Origin of the sequence: Pseudomonas sp. RGM 3321 (genome assembly GCF_022836805.1) — a bacterium.
Taxonomy (GTDB): Bacteria; Pseudomonadota; Gammaproteobacteria; order Pseudomonadales; family Pseudomonadaceae; genus Aquipseudomonas.
Window position 1 is genome coordinate 303,424 of record NZ_JALHBH010000120.1, and the last position, 17,225, is coordinate 320,648.

A 17,225-nucleotide genomic window follows, 5' to 3' on the forward strand; every position below is an offset into this window, starting at 1 on the left:
ACGCTCGTATGCATGGCGTTATCAACGGTTATCGTGATTCTCCGGCGTGTCATGCTTCAGTGCAAACGTAAAAGATGCCGTTTTTCCATGAGTTTTATGAATGAACACCAGAAGACTAACGCCCTCCATGTCCTTGTTGCTCGCTTTCGAGGCGGCCGCGCGGCACGGCAGCTTCACCAAAGCCGCAGACGAACTGGCCTTGACCCAGAGCGCCGTCAGCCGCCAGGTGCAGGCGCTGGAGGCCCAGCTGGAAGTCGAGCTGTTCAAGCGTGATGGCAGGCGTATTGAACTGACCACTGCCGGTGCGTTGTACCAGCATGAGCTGGCCGCCGCGCTGGGCCGTATTCGCAGTGCAACCCTGCAAACCATCGCGCACAAGGCCGAGGGCGGCACGCTGCATCTGGCCGTGCTGCCCACCTTCGGCTCCAAATGGCTGCTGCCGCGGATGAATGACTTTTACACCCGGCATCCGGGCTATGTGGTGCATATCCACTCACGCATCGTGCATGCCGACCTGACGCCTGCTGCCAGCGAAATGAACGCGATCATCTGTGCGGGCAGCGGCAACTGGCCCGGTTACATCGCCCACCCGCTGGTCAGCGAAAAACTGGTGGTCATTGCCAGCCCTGCTGCGCTTGTCGGCTACCAGACGATGACCCCGGCGCAGGTTGCCCAGCATTCGTTGCTGAGCGTGGTATCGCGGCCCAATGCCTGGTCGGACTGGTTCGACAGTAATCGGCTGGACCACCACATCATGCGCCCCGGCCCGAGTTTCGAACTGACCTCGCACCTGATCCAGGCTGTGGCGGCGGGCATCGGTATCGCACTGGTACCGCGCATTCTGGTGCAGGACGAAATCAACAGCGGCGAACTGGTCACCCTGTTCGAGCCGCTGGACAGCGGGCGCAACTACTACCTGGCGTACGCGACGCGCTTTCAGAACCTGCCATCGCTGTGCGTGTTCAGGGACTGGCTGCTATCGACACCGTTTCCCGACCCTTTGTAAAACCTGCCCGCAACAGGAGCCGCCGTGCGTATCGAGCCCCTTCCACCCTTGCAGAACCTGATCGCCTTCGAAGCCGCCGTTCGGCACGCTAGTTTTACCCGTGCCGCCAGCGAACTGAACCTCACCCAGAGCGCGATCAGCCGTCAGGTCGCGCAACTGGAGGAATTTCTCGGCCGCGCGCTGTTTCGTCGCGAGCACAAGCGTATTCATCTGACCGTGGCCGGGCAGGTTTACGCCGAGCAGATCCAGCGCGTGCTGACCCTGTGTGCAGAGGCCACGGCACAAGTCATTACCCACAGCGGCGAACAACAACTGACGCTGGCTTGTTCCAGCGGCGTGGCCGCACTGTGGCTGGGCCCGTTGCTGGGGCGCTATCGCGATGCCTTCCCCACCGTGGATATCCGCCTGCGAGTGGTTGACGGGCTGGATTCTCTGATTCGCGCAGAATTCGATTTGGCGCTGTATTTTTTGCGCGAAACATCACCGACGGGCCTCGACAGTCGTTTGCTGTTCGCCGAATCGGTAAATGCCTACTGCTCGCCAGACTACCTGAACGGCCAGTTGCTGGAACCTGCACAGTTGCTGGACCACTGCCTGCTAATGCTGGAAGACGGGCAACGTCAGTGGCTGTCCTGGGGAGACTGGTTCGGCCGTCAGGGCGTTGATGCGTCGCTGATCCGCAAGCGCATGACCGTCAACCTGTACCCCGTGCTGGTCGACCTGGCTGTCGCCGGGCACGGCATCGTACTTGGCTGGCAACCGATGATTGACCGTCACGTGCAGTCCGGTGCGCTGGTGCCGGCGTGCCAGAAAAGCGTCGGTGCAATAGGCGGCTATTACCTGCTGACCCCCAGCGGCAAGACGCCCCGCCGCGCTGCGCGAGCGTTCGAGAAATGGCTGACAGATGAAATAGCCACGCTGACACCTCGCCCCTGACGCTTGCATGCATCTTGCGCATGCAAACCTGCGCAATGAGCGTTTTCTTAAAATCGGCCCAGCACCTACTCTCGACTGAAACGGGCAAAAAGACCTGACTCAGCCGCACTTACATCAACCCTGCCCCTTAATCAATGCAGCCACTGCAGGGGGCCTCCCTGCGTGTATCGCATGCAGGAGCCTATCCAGTGAGCACATTACGATCCTCTGATTCACGCACCCATGAACAAAAGGCACGCCGCGCGGTAGTCGCCACTGTTATCGGCAATGGCCTTGAATGGTTTGACTTCACGGTCTACAGCTTCTTCTCGGTGATCATCGCCAAGGTGTTCTTCCCCACCGGCAGCGAACTGACGTCTTACCTGCTGGCGCTGGCGACCTTCGGGGTCGGCTTTTTCATGCGTCCGGTGGGCGGCATTGTGCTGGGCATCTATAGCGACAAGCGCGGACGCAAGGCGGCATTGTCGCTGACCATCCTGCTGATGGCGCTGGGTACGCTGATCATCGGGGTTACACCCGGATTCGCGCAGATCGGCTATCTGGCACCGCTGCTGATTGTCCTGGCGCGCCTGCTGCAAGGCTTCTCTGCCGGTGGCGAGATGGGCAGCGCCACAGCGTTTCTGACCGAGCATGCGCCTGAGGGCAGGAAAGCCTTCTACTCCAGCTGGATTCAGGCCAGCATCGGCGTCGCGGTGCTGCTGGGTTCCGCGCTGGGCGCGGTGCTGTCCAGTTACCTGACCCAGGCACAGCTCGAAAGCTGGGGCTGGAGGGTGCCGTTTCTGATCGGCACGCTGATCGGGCCGGTCGGCTTTTATATTCGCAGCCGGGTTGACGAGACACCTGCCTACAAGGCTGCCAAACCGGTCGAATCGCCGCTGCGCGAAGTCATAAAGACCTACCCGCGACAGACCCTGATCAGCTTTTCGCTGGTGGTACTGTGGACGGTCTGCACCTACGCGATTCTGTTCTACATTCCGTCCTACGCCCAACGCGTGCTTGGCCTGCCGTCATGGATGGGCTTCAGTGCGGGAATGATGGGTGGTGCAGTACTGATCGTCGCCACACCGATTGTCGGCGCCCTGGCCGACCGCAGCGGGCATCGCCCCTGGCTGCTGGGCTCGGCCATTGCCATCTTCCTCAGCGCCTACCCGATGTTTCTGTTCATCAACCAGATGCCAGGGCTGTTTTCACTGTTGATCTTCGAGCTGGTGCTCGGCCTGCTGATTTCCGCTTACATCGGCTCGATCCTCGCAGCCTTCGGTGAATTGCTGCCCACCCACGTGCTGTCCACCGGGCTTTCGGTGGCCTACAACTTTGCCGTCACCATTTTCGGCGGCTTTGCCACCTTCACCATCACCTGGCTGATTGCCTCGACCGGCAGCAACCTGGCACCCGCTTTCTACATCATGTTTGCGGCCCTCGTCAGCGGCATTGGTGCGCTGCTGTATCGCGACCGTGCGCCTGCTGCCCATTGTCCCTTGTCTGGAGCTTTCCAATGAGTATTGCTGATCCTACACGCCTGATCCTGCGCAACGGCCGCCTGCTGGACCTGCAACAAGGGCAATTGATTTCCGGCCAGGAAGTCGTTATCGAGGGTGAGCGCATTGTCGACGTGCGTGTCGAAGGCGAGCCTGCCCCGCTTGGCGCGCGGATTGTCGATCTGGGCGGCAGGACACTGATGCCCGGCCTGATCGACTGCCATGTGCATGTGCTGGCTTCCAATGCCAACCTGGGCATGAATGCCCTGCAACCCAACGCAATCATCATGTACCGCGCGTTGCCGATTCTGGCTGCGATGCTCAACCGCGGTTTTACCACTGTGCGCGATGCCGGGGGCGCCGACTGGGCGCTGGCGCGTTCGATCCAGATGGGGCTGATTCCCGGGCCGCGGATCTTCGCTTCGGGCAAGGCGCTATCGCAGACCGGCGGCCATGGCGACATGCGCGCACGGGGCGAATTGCTGCTCAACGAGCCTTGCTCGTGCTGCTTTCGGGCCGGGGCCATTGCCCGCGTAGTAGACGGCGTCGATAACGTGCGTCTGGCAGTGCGCGAAGAGCTGCAACAGGGCGCCAACCAGATCAAGATCATGGCTTCGGGCGGCGTCTCTTCGCCGACCGATCCGATTGCCAACACCCAATACAGCGAGGCAGAGATCCGCGCCATCGTTGACGAAGCCGCTGCTGCGAACACCTACGTGATGGCCCATGCCTATACCGCACGAGCGATTCGGCGCGCCATCGAATGCGGCGTAAGAACCATCGAGCACGGCAATCTGGTGGATGCCGACACCGCCCGACTGATGGCCGAAAAAGGCGCATTTGCGGTGCCGACTCAGGTCACCTATGAAATGCTAGCCGAGTACGGCGAGCGCTTCGGCCTGCCAGCGGACTCGGTGGCCAAAATCGAGGATGTGCGCCAAGCCGGGCGCAACGCGCTGCTGCTGTTCGCCGAAGCGGGCGTACCCATGGGCTATGGCTCGGATCTACTGGGGGAAATGCACGAGTACCAGACCCACGAACTGAAGATTCGCGCCGAACTGCTCGGTAATCTGGCGGCGTTACGCAGTGCAACAAGTGTTGCGGCGCAGATACTCCAACGCGAGGGTGAACTGGGTTGCATCAGCGCCGGTGCGATAGCCGATCTGCTGGTGGTGAATGGCGACCCGCTGAGCGATATCAGTTGCCTGGTCGGTCAGGGCGAACATCTGGCGATGATTGTTCAAGGTGGCCATGTGCGCAAGAACACCCTGGTCTGACCGGGCGTCAGTGAGCGTTATGGTCCCAGATCCAGTTCCATGCACCGGGCAGCCTGACAGGCTGACTCGCGTCCTTGACCGTGCGCGCCAGAGCAGCGCGCTGTAACTGCGCGCTGTCGTCATAGAACGGCTTGTCGGCAAGTTGCACGCCGGTCTGATGGGCGCTGTCAACGAGAATCTGCAGGTACTCCCGCGCATGCCGCGCGGTGTAGCGGTTCAGGTCGTGAAAGGTCACCACCACCGGAATCACCCCGTCCACCGCAGGCAGCTCTCCTGCGGCAATGCGCTCGCGCACCTGCGAGAGCTGGCTAACCATGTTGGAACGGCGTCGCAGGCTGAAGTTATAGCCCCAGATCTTGCCGTCATTGGCGCTCAGGTCCGTCAGCAATACATGCAGGTCATGACGCTGGTAGGCGCTGAACGTGCGCTTGTCGTAATTCCAGAACGGCGGGCGCAACAACGTGGTCGGCACGCCGGTAATCGAGGCGATGATGGCGCAGCCCTGGGTCAGGGACTGCTCCAGTTCCTCATCGGTCAACGAACGATGATTGGTGTGGTGCGGCGTGGCGGTATGAAAGCCGAGCAGATGCCCCTCTGCATGCTGACGATGCATGATCGCCCGCCCCTGATCACTGTTGCCTGCGCCTGTGGCGCCGGTCTGCACGAAGAACACGGCCTTGATGTTCGGCTGCAACGGATTGTCGGCCAGGCTGTCGAGTACGGTGATACTGGGGTTGTAAAAAGTCGACGCACTGGGGCCGTCATCAAAGCTCAGCAGAAAACGCACCGGTGGCTGTTGCCGCAACTGTTCGGCAGTTTTTGGCGTCAGAGGGACTGGCGCGCTGATGCAGGCCGACAGGCTCGCGGCGATAGCTAATGCGCAAAGGGCCTTGAGGGCTGACTTCATCAATGTACGGGATCCTGTGGCCGGGCTGCTGAAGCCGCTTGGGAAGCGCACGCATGATCATCCACAGACGCGGCAAACACAATCACTGCGGCGCGCAGTTTATCGGTGCCGAAACAACTCATGCGGTTGAAGTCGGCATGGCTTACCGGCATATGCTGGCAGTCGATGGCCTGGCGATGCAGGCTGTGATCAATATCAGGATCGTGCAGGTAGACGAAATCGCTGTCGCAACCGGTGACCATCACCCAGTGCGGTGCCTTGGAGCGTGTAAGGCGATAGCTGCTGATCAGCACCAGCGGCTTGCCACCCTCGGCCAGTAAGCGCGGCAGGTTCAATGAGCAGTTGGGCAGCGTCTCTACACCGCAGGTTCGCAGCTCATGACAGAACTGCTCATGAACCAGGCGAATCACCTGTTTCTTGTTGTCGCTGCGCACGCCGCCCAGAAACAGCGGGCCTGCTACCGACACCAGCAACTTCACGGCAAAGCCCCGTCGCCGGGCAGCCAGCGCCAGCCCTTGAGGGCTGCATCCACCGTGGCCGGAGGTCATGAACACCGTGGTCGCCTCGCGCCAGATCTGCAGTTCTTCGGCGCGATCCATCAAACGCGCAGGTTGCAGAGCCTTCATCGCCATCAACAGGCAGGCCGGGCCACAGGTGAATTCCAGGGTCTGCTGGTAGTAAGGCACTGAACGACTGTCCAGCCGGGCATGCTCGACGATGCGCTTCTCGTAACGCAGCGCCGGCGCATGGTCCTGGTAATAGTCGTCGACCTGAGCGAAACGCCGGTAACCATTGCGTTCGTACAGCCCGATAGCCGCGTGGTTAGCAGGGCGCACCTCAAGGCGCAGGTAAGCGCAGTCGCGGCCTACGGCCTGCTGCTCGGCACGTTGCAACAACTGCTTGCCCAGCCCCTTGCCCCGCGCCGCATCGACAATCGCCAGCGAATACAAACGCCCCAGCGAAGTGCCCCGATGAAACAGCACCAGCGCATAGCCGGTGAGCTGTCCGGCCTGCTCGGCGACGATCAGGCTGGCATTGGCGCGGCGAATCATCCAGTAAAAGCTGCGCGCGGTCAGACGGTCGCCGCCGAAACACTGGCTCTCCAGAAGCAGCAAGTCGTCGACATCGGTTTCAACTGCACCGCGAAATATAAAGTCCATCTGCACCGCCGTAAAAGTTGTGTAACGAAACGGGACATTTCAAAAAGCACATGCTTAATAGAAAGGACTTGTTTCCCATCGGATCGATTACACATGTCAGCGGCACAGGTGAAGATGAACGAAGTATCTGCGCAACTTGCGCTTTCAGCAACAGCCCGACGTGCAGACCCCACAACACTCTTTGCAGCGCAGAGGCAACTGGTGATTATTGTCGAACGGCTCGAAGACTGGGCATCGTACTTCCCCAGCGAAGACCTGATCAGCGCCCAGGACTATCTGGAAAAACCGCTGAAAGCCACGGCAGGCAGGCGTGTGCAAGTCATCAACCTGTGCCGCAGCTACAAATACCTGGGCCACGGTTATTACTGTTCCCTGCTGGCCGAAGCGCGCCAGCACAATGTCATTCCCTCGGTAAAGACCATCAGCGAGTTGACCCGCAAGTCACTCTACGGCCTGGCCCTCGATGACCTGGACAAGTTGCTGGACACCGCACTTCAGGATCATCCCTATGACCACACCGAAGGGTTTACCCTGACACTTTACTTCGGCCAGACCACACTTGAGCCGTTGAAGGATCTCGCCCGTCAATTGTTTGAAGTCTTCCCCTGCCCGATCCTCATGGTGGAGTTTCGCAAGCGCGACAATTGGCACATTGCCGGTATCAAGGCCGGTGCTCTGCCGCGTCTGCGCGATGATCAGCAGGATGAGTTTGCCATGGCGCTGGAAGGCTTCAGCCGCAACGTCTGGCGCCAGCCCAGTTCCCGACGCATGGCCCGCTACGACCTGGCAATTCTGCATGACCCGCAGGAACAGCTGCCGCCTTCCAACGCTCAGGCGCTGGCCAATTTCATCCGCGTCGGCCAGCGTCTGGGCATCGATGTCGAGCTGATCGAAAAGAAAGACTACGCCCGGCTGGCCGAGTACGACGCGCTGCTGATTCGCGAAACCACCAGCGTCGACAACCACACCTACCGCTTTGCCAAGAAAGCCGAAAGCGAGGGGCTGGTGGTCATGGATGACTCCACCTCGATCCTGCGCTGCACCAACAAGGTTTACCTGACCGACCTGCTCAAAAGCCATGATCTGGGCATGCCGCGAACGGAAATCCTCTACAAGGACCGCCCGGAAGAACTGCAACACGTGGCCACACGCCTGGGTTTTCCGCTGGTATTGAAGATTCCCGACGGCTGTTTTTCCAGAGGCGTGATCAAAGTCACTACGCCCGAGGAAATGCATACGGCGACGGCCCAATTGTTCGAGCATTCGGTCTTGTTGCTGGCTCAGGAGTTTTTCTACACCGAGTACGACTGGCGCATTGGCATTCTCAACCGCAAACCGATATTCGCCTGCCAGTACTTCATGTCCAAGGGGCATTGGCAGATCTACAACCACAAGGCAATCGGTGCCGAGGTCATTGGCGAATGCCGCACGCTGGCGGTGCACGAAGCGCCGCGTGCCGTGGTCGAACTGGCACTCAAGACTGCCAATCTGATTGGTGACGGGTTGTATGGCGTGGACTTGAAACAGTCAGGCGATCAAGTGGTGGTGATTGAGGTCAACGACAACCCGAACCTGGATGCAGGCATCGAAGACGCTTATCTGCAGGATGACCTGTACAGCCTGGTGCTGGAAGAGTTCGTCCGCCGTCTGGAGCTCAAACGCCTCGGCCAGGCATGGTGAGACGATGATCCAGGGCCTGAAACTCGATGACAGCCGGTTGCTTGTGTGTGATCCGCAAAAAGCTCAGGTGCTGTGGTTCAGCAAACCTGATGCAGGTGAACGCCGGTTATTACTGGAGCGTTTCCACCTTGATGAGCATGCCGTCGCCTCGGCACTGGACCCCGACGAAATTTCACGCATCGAGTTTCATCCTCATGCGTTGTTCCTGATCTGGAAACGTCCCGAGAATTACTCGGGCAAAGACAGCTTCTCGTTCGACGTTTCATCCTTTGGCGTGCTGCTGAGTCAAGACCAGTTGGTGCTGATCTGTGATGACGATCAACCCTTGAGCGCGCTGGGGCTTCATCGGCCGTTGAACCAGCCGCTGGATATCCTTCTGGAATTGCTGTTCAACAACATCCACCACTATCTGGGCCACTTGAAAGTCATCAAGATGGTCGCCCGGGAATTGCAGCAGAAATTCAACTCGTCACTGGAAAACCGCCATTTGCTGCAGATGTTCAACCTCAGCGAAAGTCTGGTGTATTACATTAACGCCATCCACAGCAACGGCGCGGTCCTGACGCGCCTGCGCAATCACGCCCAAGGCAAGCGATACGGGGCTGCCAGCCTGGCGCTGATCGATGACATGATCATCGAGAACGACCAGTGCTACAAACAGGCCGAGATCTATTCCACGGTGTTCGCCGGGTTGATGGATGCGCGCGGCAATCTGGTCAACAACAGCACCAACACCCTGCTGCGCAAACTGACGCTGATCAATGTGGTGTTTTTGCCGTTGAACCTGATTGCCGGGATCGGCGGCATGTCGGAATTCAGCATGATGACCGCCCCGCTGCACTGGTGGGTGGCTTACCCGGCACTGCTTCTGGCCATGCTCGGGCTGGGGGCGGTGATGGTCTGGGGGCTGCGCAGAATGGCGCGCGCAGCCTGAGCGGTTATTGCTCCCAATCGGCCTTGGCGATCTGCAGACCGTGCAGGCCGTTATAGGCCGCGCGCTCGGGGGACTGCCAGCCGTCCAGCAGCGACGCGTCGAGCTCATAGATCTCGACACCCAGCGGCCGGCAGACGCTTAACGGGTCCTGCGCATCAGGCCCCCACATCGGCAGTGACAGGTCGCCACCCGGACAGGTCGACAAGGCACACAGCAGGTCGATTTCCGCGAAAAACTCCAGATAGTCGCCCTTCTGCGCCGGGCAGGCTTTCATGAAATACAGGTCGTCGTGGTTCAGGCCGGTGCACTGGAAGATGTTCAGCACATCATGCACATCGAACTCGGTCAGCCCGTGCGGCAGCACTGCGCGGGTCAAGTTGGAGTGGCAGTGATGGTGAAAGTCTTCACCGGTCAGCATCTTGTTGACGTAGGGATCACAGCGCGTGCCGAGCAAATCGTGCAGGCGGCCACCATGCTCGTCGATCCCGTAACTGGCCAGGCTGTCATCGGTGATGGTGACCAGCGGCCGTAAAAACGGCAGGTTCGACCACAGCCGGTCATGGGTGCTGACATGCGCGCCCTGCAACTGACGCGTACGCGCCGCCCACAGGCGTTCGCGAGGGTCGTTGGCATTCCACACATTGAAATCGCCCACCTGCGGGCCAACCGGTGTGGTAACACGAAACACCTGACCGGCCTTGACCTTCCAGGCCCGTCCGGTGCGGATCGGCACTTCAAATTGCTCGACGAGGGTACGCTGCTGCGCATTCGTGCGGATACGCTCGTAAAAGGCCGTATCCACTTGCAGCGCCGCGCCTTTGCTGACCTGGTAAGCGGCTGGGTAGTCTTTGTACATACAGGGCTTCTCGCTGGCAGGATGAAAGTGTTCAACCAACACTGCAAATTGCGGGCCTGTCTATTGAAAATCCCGACTGCGCACATCCAGTCCAGTCAACAGCGGCGTCAGGTCATACAGCCGCTGGGCGATCAGATGCCGTACGCCGCTTTTTGATTCCAGGCGCCCGAACACCTGCAGCAGTTGCGAGCCCACCAGCACCTTGCGCTGACGCTCGGCCAGGTCGCGCCAGACCACGACGTTGACCATGCCGAATTCGTCTTCCAGCGTCACGAAGGTCACGCCACTGGCGGTGCCCGGTCGTTGACGGCCGATGACCAGCCCCGCCACGCTGAGGGTTCGGTCGTTTTCCAGGCTCAGCAAGTCTTGTGAGCTGCGAAAGCGTTTGGCAGCCAGTTGCCTGCGCAGCAAGGCCAGCGGGTGTGGGCCCAGGGTAGTGCCCAGCGTTGTGTAGTCGGCCGCCAGGTCCTCGGCCACCGTCGGCAGCGGCAGCGTCACCTGGGTTTCGTCGCTGGGCAGGTCGTCGAACAGCGGGCGCTGGGCCTCAACCCCGGCGACCTCCCAGCGCGCCCGGTGTCGGTGGCCGATCAGGCCGCGCAAGGCACCGGAATCCGCCAGCGCTTCGGCAGCGCGTGAGTCCAGACCGGCGCGCTGAGTCAGGTCGGTGGCATCGGCGAATGGCCGCTTCGAGCGCGCCGTTTCGATGCGCCAGGCATCATCCTCGCGAAAGCCTCGCACCATGCGCAGCCCGAGGCGAATCGCCAGATTGTGCGTGCTGTCGGGATGATCGAGCGGCTCCAGCGAACAATCCCAGTCGCTGTAACGCACATCCACCGGGCGGATTTCAATGTGGTGGCGACGTGCGTCCTGTAACAATTGATCCGGGCTGTAAAACCCCATCGGCCAGCTGTTGATCAGCGCGCAGGTGAACGCTGCCGGTTCGTGGCATTTGAGCCAGCAACTGGCATAGGTCAGCAAGGCGAAACTGGCGGCGTGGGACTCGGGGAAACCATAACTGCCAAAACCCTTGATCTGTTCGAAAATCCGGTCGGCAAAATCCACTTCGTAACCATTTCTCAGCATGCCCGTACGCAGCCGTTCGCGATGCGGCTCCAGCCCGCCGTGGCGTTTCCACGCGGCCATCGCGCGGCGCAACTCGTCCGCTTCGCCCGGGGTGTAGTCGGCAGCAATGATCGCCACTTCCATGACCTGCTCCTGGAACAGCGGCACGCCCAGAGTCCGCTTGAACACGGATTCAAGCATGGGCGGATAAGTGACCGCCTCTTCGCCATTGCGCCGCCGCAGATACGGATGAACCATGTCGCCCTGGATCGGCCCCGGCCGGACGATGGCGACTTCGATGACCAGGTCATAGAATTTTTCCGGCCGCAGGCGCGGCAGCATGGCCATCTGCGCACGGGACTCGATCTGAAACACGCCGATGGTGTCGGCGCGGCTGATCATTTCGTAGGTTTTCCGGTCGTCGCCCGGCAGACTTGCCAGGGTCCAGCGTTTGCCCCGGTGCAGATGCACCAGATCGAACGTGCGGCGCAAGGCGCTGAGCATGCCCAGTGCAAGGATGTCGACTTTCAACAGGCCGACCAGGTCCAGATCGTCCTTGTCCCACTGGATGATGGTGCGGTCGGCCATCGCGGCGTTCTCGACCGGCACCAGCGTGTCCAGCGGGTGTTCGGAAATCACGAAGCCGCCCGGATGTTGCGACAAATGCCGAGGAAAGCCGATCAGCTCGCCGGTCAGTGCCAGCACGCGCTTGAGGATTGGCATGTCGGCATCGAAGCCGTATTCGCGCAGGCGTTCGGGCGACGGCAGCGAATCGCTCCAACGGCTGAAGGCATCGGCCAGGGCGTTGATCTGGTCAGGCGGCAGACCCAGCACCTTGGCCACATCACGCACTGCGCCCGAGCCGTGATAGGTGCTGGCCACCGCCGTCAGCGCCGCCCTGCCCCGACCATAACGCCTGAATATGTACTGAATGACTTCTTCGCGGCGGTCATGTTCGAAATCCACGTCGATGTCCGGTGGCTCGTTGCGCTCTTTAGAGATGAAGCGCTCGAACAGCAGGTTGCTCTTTTCCGGGTTCAGCTCGGTGATCCCCAGCGCATAACACACTGCCGAGTTGGCCGCCGAGCCACGCCCCTGGCAAAGGATATGCTGGCTGCGAGCAAACTCGACGATGTCATGCACGGTCAGAAAGTAGCTGTCGAACTTCTTTTCCGTGATCAGGGCCAGTTCCTTTTCGACCTGCGCACGGGTGGCTGGCGTCAGCCCCTTCGGCCAGCGTTTGCGGGCACCGCGTTCGGTCAGTTCACGCAGCCACGACGTGGGTGTCTGGCCTTTGGGGACCAACTCGTGCGGGTACTCATATTTCAATTGTTTGAGATCGAACGTGCAGCGCCGGGCAATACGCACCGATTCGGCCATCAGCCAGTCCGGGTAATGCTCGGCAAGCGCATCCGGTGGCCGTAAATGGCGCTCGCCGTTGGCAAACAACAGATGCCCTGCCTCGGCCACGGTCGTGTGATGGCGAATGGCAGTCATGGTGTCCTGCAGGGCACGCCGACCACGCGCGTGCATGTGCACATCACCGCTGGCAACTGCCGGGATACCCAACGATTGCGCCAGCGCCAGCAAGTCGGCCAGACGCTGCTCGTCATCCGCGCCGCGATGTAACTCCACGCCGAGCCAGAGGCGCTCGGCAAAGCGTTCACGCAACCAGCGTCCATGCGCCAGACAGGCTTGCGCATCGCTTTCGAGGTCCGGCAGCCAGAGGGCCAGCAACCCATCCGGCGCAGGCTCGAAATCTTCACGCAACAACCGGTATTCACCTTTTCTGGCTCTGCGGCGTGCCACCGTGATCATTTTGCACAGCGCCTCATAGCCTGTCTGGCTTTCTACCAGCAGCACGGCTTTCGGCCCGCTCTCGATGTGCATTTCGCTGCCGATGATCAACGGCAGGCCGGTGCTGATGGACGCCTGCCAGGCACGTACGATACCGGCCAGCGTGCACTCGTCAGTGATGGCCAGCGCCTGATAGCCGTGGCGCGAGGCACGTTCGAACAGCTCACGGGCGCTTGAGGCGCCGCGCTGAAAACTGAAGTTGGACAGGCAATGCAGCTCGGCGTACTCGCTTGTCATGCGAACCAGCCATGCAGCAGCAGTTCACCCTGCTCGCCCACGCTGCGATAGGCCCAGGCGCGTTGGCCGCTGGAAGTTTCGACCAGATAGTAGTCGCGACGTACATCGCCGCCGTCCCACCACCCTGATTCGATTCGCTCGGGCCCGGCCACGATGCGCGTGGCATGAAGCGGCAGCGGCTGGGGTTCTCGCAGCAACCAGCCCGGGCGCATACAACCTTTGGCCGGCAAGACCGGTTTGCTTGTGCTGTGCGGTTGCCAGGCGCATTCAGGGCGGTGATCGGCCTGGGCGCGCAAGCCATTAACCGACTCGTCGCCCAGTCGCGCACGCAGGCGTTCGCGCAGTTGCTCCCAGGGCAGACTCTGTTGCACGCGCTCATCGAACAACTGGCGGTGCGCCGGAACAAAATCCGGCAAATCCTGCGCCAGCAAGCGCACGGCACGTACCGGCGACGCCACCAGCACTTGTTCCAGCCTGCCGCGGGCCAGTTCGAACAGCATCGAAGCATCGCGCTCGGCACTCAGCAGCCCGACTGGCACCACAGTCTCCGGACCTTCAACGTGCTCCAGATGCAGGGAAAATCGCTGCACACCGCTGTCGCGTCCGGCCAGGAACAAAGCCAGGTCGGCGATCAGCCGCTTGAGAGGAAACAACAGGGCCTGATGGGATTCGACATCGAAATTCAACTCGATGCGTACATCGAAGAAGTCAGGCGGCATGTAGCACTCCAGCGCCACGGGGCGCTCGCCGAGCAAGGTGTCGAAGTGTTGCAGCACGCTGGCCGGAAACCGCCGTGCCAGCGTGTCGCGGGGCAGCGCCAGCACCTGCCGCACGCTACGCAGCCCCATGCGCGTCAGGGCAGTAGCGGTTTCGCGGCTCAGGCCGATGCGTTCCAAAGGCATCTGCTCCAGACGGCGGCGCAGTTCATGCGGACAGTCGATGCTCAGCCCGTCATGCATGTTGGCCAGCATTCGCGCGGCTATCGGGTTGGGCGCGACCACGATGCGATGGCGGAACCCCTGCGTGGTCAGCTCTTCACGCAAACGCGCTTCGAACACCGGCCAGGGGCCGAACAGCTTGAGGCTGGATTCGATTTCCATCAGCAGTACCCGCGGGTACTTGAGGCTGACATTGGAACTGAAACCGTAGGCCCAGGCCGCGAGCAGTTGCTGCAAACGCTCGATATCGGCCGGGTCATGCTCGATCGTGGTGAAGTTCGGCACCAGCGCCTGTGCTGCGGTCAGCGACTGCCCGGCTTTCAGCCCCAACGCACGCGCAGCCGGATTGACGCTCTGCAACACGCGACGTTGAGCGCTGCCGCTGATCAGCGCCAGCGGTTCATCGGGGTTGCCGTGACGACGCATGACGCCGTCCAGCGCCAGTTGCGGCAGCAAGACACAGGCCCAGAGCATAAGAACCTCAAGCGTCGGTCGGGAACGGAATGGGGAAAGGCGGCGCAAGTCCGCCCCGGCATTTGAGCACCCGCAACTGTGCCGGGCGGGTATCTATAGCTATGCGCAGGGCTGCGGGTGAAGGGTTGGCGGCGGCCTGCTGCGGGCGACAGGCAAAAGCCAGGGTCTGCCCGGTTTCGGCAGCCACCTGCAAGCGTCGCAGCGCACGGTCATCGACCATGCCGGGCCAGCACACGACCGCGCCACAACTGCCGGAACGCAGGCATTGCTCGGCGGCCCACAAGGCATCACGGGGACTCGCCTCGATCACCACCAACTGGCGCAGATCGACACCGGCGGCCAGCCAGGCCTGTGGGTACGGAATATAAGGCGGTGCGACCAGCACAATGCGCTCAGCGATTGCGGAGAGCCGTGCCAGGCTTGGCCACAGCAGGCGCAGTTCGCCGCTGCCATTGGCCGGAATGAGGATTTCAGTCAGGGCCGCTGCAGGCCAGCCGCCGGTGGGTAATGAAGCATCCAGCAACACGTGGCCACTGGGCTGCGGGCTGACCTGTGGCGCGCTCTGCTGGCGCCCTTTCCAGACCCTGCGCTCATCCAGCAAGGCATCCAGGCTGACCACCGCGCCCATCATTCGCGGCGCACCAGCCCGCAGAACACACCTTCGATGGCGAAGTCCTGATCGGGCGTGACGATGATCGGCTCGTAGGCCGGGTTGCGCGGCAACAGGCGCACCTGCTCGGCGCGGCGTTGCAGGCGTTTGATGGTCACCTCGCCGTCCAGCCGGGCAACCACGATCTGCCCGTCACTGGCCTGCAGGTTACGGTGCACGCCAACCAGATCGCCATCGAGAATACCGTCCTCGATCATCGAGTCGCCCTGCACGCGCAGCAGGTAGTCCGGCACACGGGTAAAAGTGCTGCGGTCCAGGTGCAGCGTGCTGTGTATATCGAGATCAGGCCCGATAGGTGCGCCCGCCGCCACGCGCCCCAGTACCGGAATTTCCAGCAATTCGGGGCGTGGCTCACTGTTCAGCAGGCGAATGCCCCGGGCCTGATGCGCTACGACTTCGATCAGCCCGGCTTCGGTGAGGGCCACAATGTGTTTGCGCGCCACGCTGCGCGAAGCAAAACCGAAAGCCTCGGAAATTTCCGCCAGGCTCGGTGATTGCCCCTGCTGCGCGATGCGATCGCGGATGAAGGTAAGGATTGCGCTGCGACGGGGAGATAATATGCTCATGGAGTACATTTGTACTCCACCCGTAATTTTGTGGCTAGTACGGTCTGTCGGATTGACGCCGCACGCTCTTGCGCTTGGTGAACGTTGATTATTCGGATTTTAACAACAGTGAAATAAGAAACACCCGGTTTATTGTGCCAGCCAAAGCGTAGAGACTTGATGGCTCTTTCAACGATCAGGAGAGCTCATTGTGATCACGCGCCAACTGGGTCACCACGGTCCGCAGGTTTCTGCCATCGGGCTGGGCTGCATGGGAATGTCGGACTTCTACACCACCGGCATCGACGAAAAGGAATCCATCGCTACCTTGCACCGCGCGCTGGAATTGGGTGTCAGTTTTTTTGATACCGCTGACATGTATGGCCCGCACACCAACGAGACGTTGCTCGGCCGGGCCCTTGAAGGCAAGCGCGAAGGTATTTATCTGGCCAGCAAGTTCGGCATCGTGCGTGGCGATGACCCGCATGCGCGTGGCGTGAATGGCAGCCCGGCGTACATTCACCAATCCATTGATGCCAGCCTGAAACGGCTGAATACCGATTATCTTGATCTCTACTATCAGCACCGTGTCGACCCCAATGTGCCCATCGAGGACACCATTGGCGCTATGGCAGAGCTGGTAAAGGCTGGCAAGGTTCGCCATATAGGCATCTGCGAAGCCAGTGCAGCGACCATCGAAAGAGCCCACAACGTGCATCCGCTGGCGGCTGTGCAAAGTGAATATTCGTTATGGTCACGCGATCCGGAGCACGACAATGTGCTCGCCACTTGCCGTCGCCTGGGTATTGCTTTCGTGGCTTACAGCCCGCTGGGCCGTGGTTTTCTGACCGGCGCATTGCGCACCCCGGACGATTTCGCTGCCGATGACTACCGTCGTTTCAGCCCGCGCTTTCAGGGCGAAAACTTCAACCGCAATCTGGCGTTGGTAGAAAAGGTCAAGGCACTGGCTGCGGCCAAAGGCATCAGCGCATCACAACTGGCGCTGGCCTGGGTACTTGCTCAAGGCAACGACATCATTCCGATCCCGGGCACCAAACAGCGCAAGTACCTGGAAAGCAATGTGGCAGCGGCTTCATTGATGCTGAATACCGATGAGCTGGCTCAACTGGATGCGATCTTCCCGGCGCAAGGGGCCGTATCGGGCGAGCGTTACAGCCCGGAGTCGATGAAGTCGCTCAACGGCTGAA

At 61.0% G+C, this 17,225-nt stretch carries 14 protein-coding genes; 7 read left to right on the forward strand and 7 right to left on the reverse strand.

Annotated features, from left to right (window positions below; translation table 11 throughout):
- Positions 1–100: 100 nt before the first annotated feature.
- The 4 genes from RGM3321_RS24955 to RGM3321_RS24970 all read left to right on the forward strand — a co-directional run bounded on the left by RGM3321_RS24955 (position 101) and on the right by RGM3321_RS24970 (position 4,697).
- On the forward strand, positions 101–1,006 hold the full coding sequence (locus RGM3321_RS24955; protein WP_244395265.1) for a LysR substrate-binding domain-containing protein: 906 nt from the start codon (positions 101–103) through the stop codon (positions 1,004–1,006).
- Between the two features lie 24 nt (positions 1,007–1,030).
- A complete protein-coding gene (locus tag RGM3321_RS24960) occupies positions 1,031–1,942 on the forward strand; it encodes a LysR substrate-binding domain-containing protein (protein ID WP_244395266.1) in 912 nt (303 codons plus the stop codon).
- A 188-nt stretch (positions 1,943–2,130) separates the two neighbouring features.
- The gene (locus RGM3321_RS24965; RefSeq protein ID WP_244395267.1) at positions 2,131–3,441 is read left to right on the forward strand and encodes an MFS transporter; all 1,311 of its coding nucleotides are present in this window, start codon (positions 2,131–2,133) and stop codon (positions 3,439–3,441) included.
- Positions 3,438–4,697, forward strand: a complete 1,260-nt coding sequence (locus RGM3321_RS24970; RefSeq protein ID WP_244395268.1) for an amidohydrolase family protein — start codon at positions 3,438–3,440, stop codon at positions 4,695–4,697. Before RGM3321_RS24965 ends, RGM3321_RS24970 begins: the two co-directional genes overlap by 4 nt.
- Before the next feature lie 7 nt (positions 4,698–4,704).
- Here the strand turns inward: RGM3321_RS24970 and RGM3321_RS24975 are convergent, their stop codons facing one another.
- Together RGM3321_RS24975 and RGM3321_RS24980 are read right to left on the reverse strand one after the other, a co-directional pair.
- Positions 4,705–5,604: a polysaccharide deacetylase family protein gene (locus RGM3321_RS24975; protein ID WP_244395359.1), complete on the reverse strand. Its 900-nt coding sequence runs from the start codon at positions 5,602–5,604 to the stop codon at positions 4,705–4,707.
- Complete coding sequence (locus tag RGM3321_RS24980) at positions 5,604–6,764, reverse strand: GNAT family N-acetyltransferase/peptidase C39 family protein (RefSeq protein WP_244395269.1); 1,161 nt, start codon at positions 6,762–6,764, stop codon at positions 5,604–5,606. Before RGM3321_RS24980 ends, RGM3321_RS24975 begins: the two co-directional genes overlap by 1 nt.
- A gap of 93 nt (positions 6,765–6,857) precedes the next feature.
- Here RGM3321_RS24980 and RGM3321_RS24985 point away from each other — a divergent pair, with 93 nt between their 5' ends.
- Together RGM3321_RS24985 and RGM3321_RS24990 are read left to right on the forward strand one after the other, a co-directional pair.
- A complete protein-coding gene (locus RGM3321_RS24985) occupies positions 6,858–8,444 on the forward strand; it encodes a RimK family protein (RefSeq protein WP_244395270.1) in 1,587 nt (528 codons plus the stop codon).
- Between the two features lie 4 nt (positions 8,445–8,448).
- Positions 8,449–9,378, forward strand: coding sequence for a magnesium transporter CorA family protein (locus tag RGM3321_RS24990; protein ID WP_244395271.1), 930 nt, complete (start codon positions 8,449–8,451; stop codon positions 9,376–9,378).
- 4 nt (positions 9,379–9,382) lie between these two features.
- On the opposite strand, the gene RGM3321_RS24995 is transcribed toward RGM3321_RS24990, so the two are convergent.
- Genes RGM3321_RS24995 through lexA form a run of 5 tightly spaced genes read right to left on the reverse strand, consistent with a single transcriptional unit; the run spans position 9,383 to position 16,047 of the window.
- Positions 9,383–10,234 (reverse strand): DUF1989 domain-containing protein, encoded by an 852-nt coding sequence (locus tag RGM3321_RS24995; RefSeq protein ID WP_244395272.1) that lies wholly within the window; start codon positions 10,232–10,234, stop codon positions 9,383–9,385.
- 60 nt (positions 10,235–10,294) lie between these two features.
- Complete coding sequence (locus RGM3321_RS25000; protein ID WP_244395273.1) at positions 10,295–13,390, reverse strand: error-prone DNA polymerase; 3,096 nt, start codon at positions 13,388–13,390, stop codon at positions 10,295–10,297.
- Positions 13,387–14,802, reverse strand: a complete 1,416-nt coding sequence (locus RGM3321_RS25005; protein ID WP_244395274.1) for a DNA polymerase Y family protein — start codon at positions 14,800–14,802, stop codon at positions 13,387–13,389. Before RGM3321_RS25005 ends, RGM3321_RS25000 begins: the two co-directional genes overlap by 4 nt.
- 7 nt (positions 14,803–14,809) lie before the next feature.
- On the reverse strand, positions 14,810–15,430 hold the full coding sequence (gene imuA / locus RGM3321_RS25010; protein WP_244395360.1) for a translesion DNA synthesis-associated protein ImuA: 621 nt from the start codon (positions 15,428–15,430) through the stop codon (positions 14,810–14,812).
- Positions 15,430–16,047, reverse strand: a complete 618-nt coding sequence (lexA, locus tag RGM3321_RS25015) for a transcriptional repressor LexA (RefSeq protein ID WP_244395275.1) — start codon at positions 16,045–16,047, stop codon at positions 15,430–15,432. The genes imuA and lexA overlap by 1 nt, the downstream gene beginning before the upstream one ends.
- A 181-nt stretch (positions 16,048–16,228) precedes the next feature.
- On the opposite strand from lexA, the gene RGM3321_RS25020 reads away from it, so the two are divergent.
- A complete protein-coding gene (locus tag RGM3321_RS25020) occupies positions 16,229–17,224 on the forward strand; it encodes an aldo/keto reductase (protein WP_244395276.1) in 996 nt (331 codons plus the stop codon).
- The last annotated feature ends 1 nt before the right edge of the window (position 17,225 follow it).

What these genes read in the sequence shown, in the direction of transcription:
- RGM3321_RS24955 (WP_244395265.1), top strand. Translation starts at nt 101, where the DNA reads ATGAACACCAGAAGACTAACGCCCTCCATGTCCTTGTTGCTCGCTTTC.
- RGM3321_RS24970 (WP_244395268.1), top strand. Translation starts at nt 3,438, where the DNA reads ATGAGTATTGCTGATCCTACACGCCTGATCCTGCGCAACGGCCGCCTG.
- RGM3321_RS24975 (WP_244395359.1), bottom strand. Translation starts at nt 5,604, where the DNA reads ATGAAGTCAGCCCTCAAGGCCCTTTGCGCATTAGCTATCGCCGCGAGC.
- RGM3321_RS24980 (WP_244395269.1), bottom strand. Translation starts at nt 6,764, where the DNA reads ATGGACTTTATATTTCGCGGTGCAGTTGAAACCGATGTCGACGACTTG.
- RGM3321_RS24985 (WP_244395270.1), top strand. Translation starts at nt 6,858, where the DNA reads ATGTCAGCGGCACAGGTGAAGATGAACGAAGTATCTGCGCAACTTGCG.
- RGM3321_RS24990 (WP_244395271.1), top strand. Translation starts at nt 8,449, where the DNA reads ATGATCCAGGGCCTGAAACTCGATGACAGCCGGTTGCTTGTGTGTGAT.
- RGM3321_RS24995 (WP_244395272.1), bottom strand. Translation starts at nt 10,234, where the DNA reads ATGTACAAAGACTACCCAGCCGCTTACCAGGTCAGCAAAGGCGCGGCG.
- RGM3321_RS25000 (WP_244395273.1), bottom strand. Translation starts at nt 13,390, where the DNA reads ATGACAAGCGAGTACGCCGAGCTGCATTGCCTGTCCAACTTCAGTTTT.
- RGM3321_RS25005 (WP_244395274.1), bottom strand. Translation starts at nt 14,802, where the DNA reads ATGCTCTGGGCCTGTGTCTTGCTGCCGCAACTGGCGCTGGACGGCGTC.
- imuA (WP_244395360.1), bottom strand. Translation starts at nt 15,430, where the DNA reads ATGGGCGCGGTGGTCAGCCTGGATGCCTTGCTGGATGAGCGCAGGGTC.
- lexA (WP_244395275.1), bottom strand. Translation starts at nt 16,047, where the DNA reads ATGTACTCCATGAGCATATTATCTCCCCGTCGCAGCGCAATCCTTACC.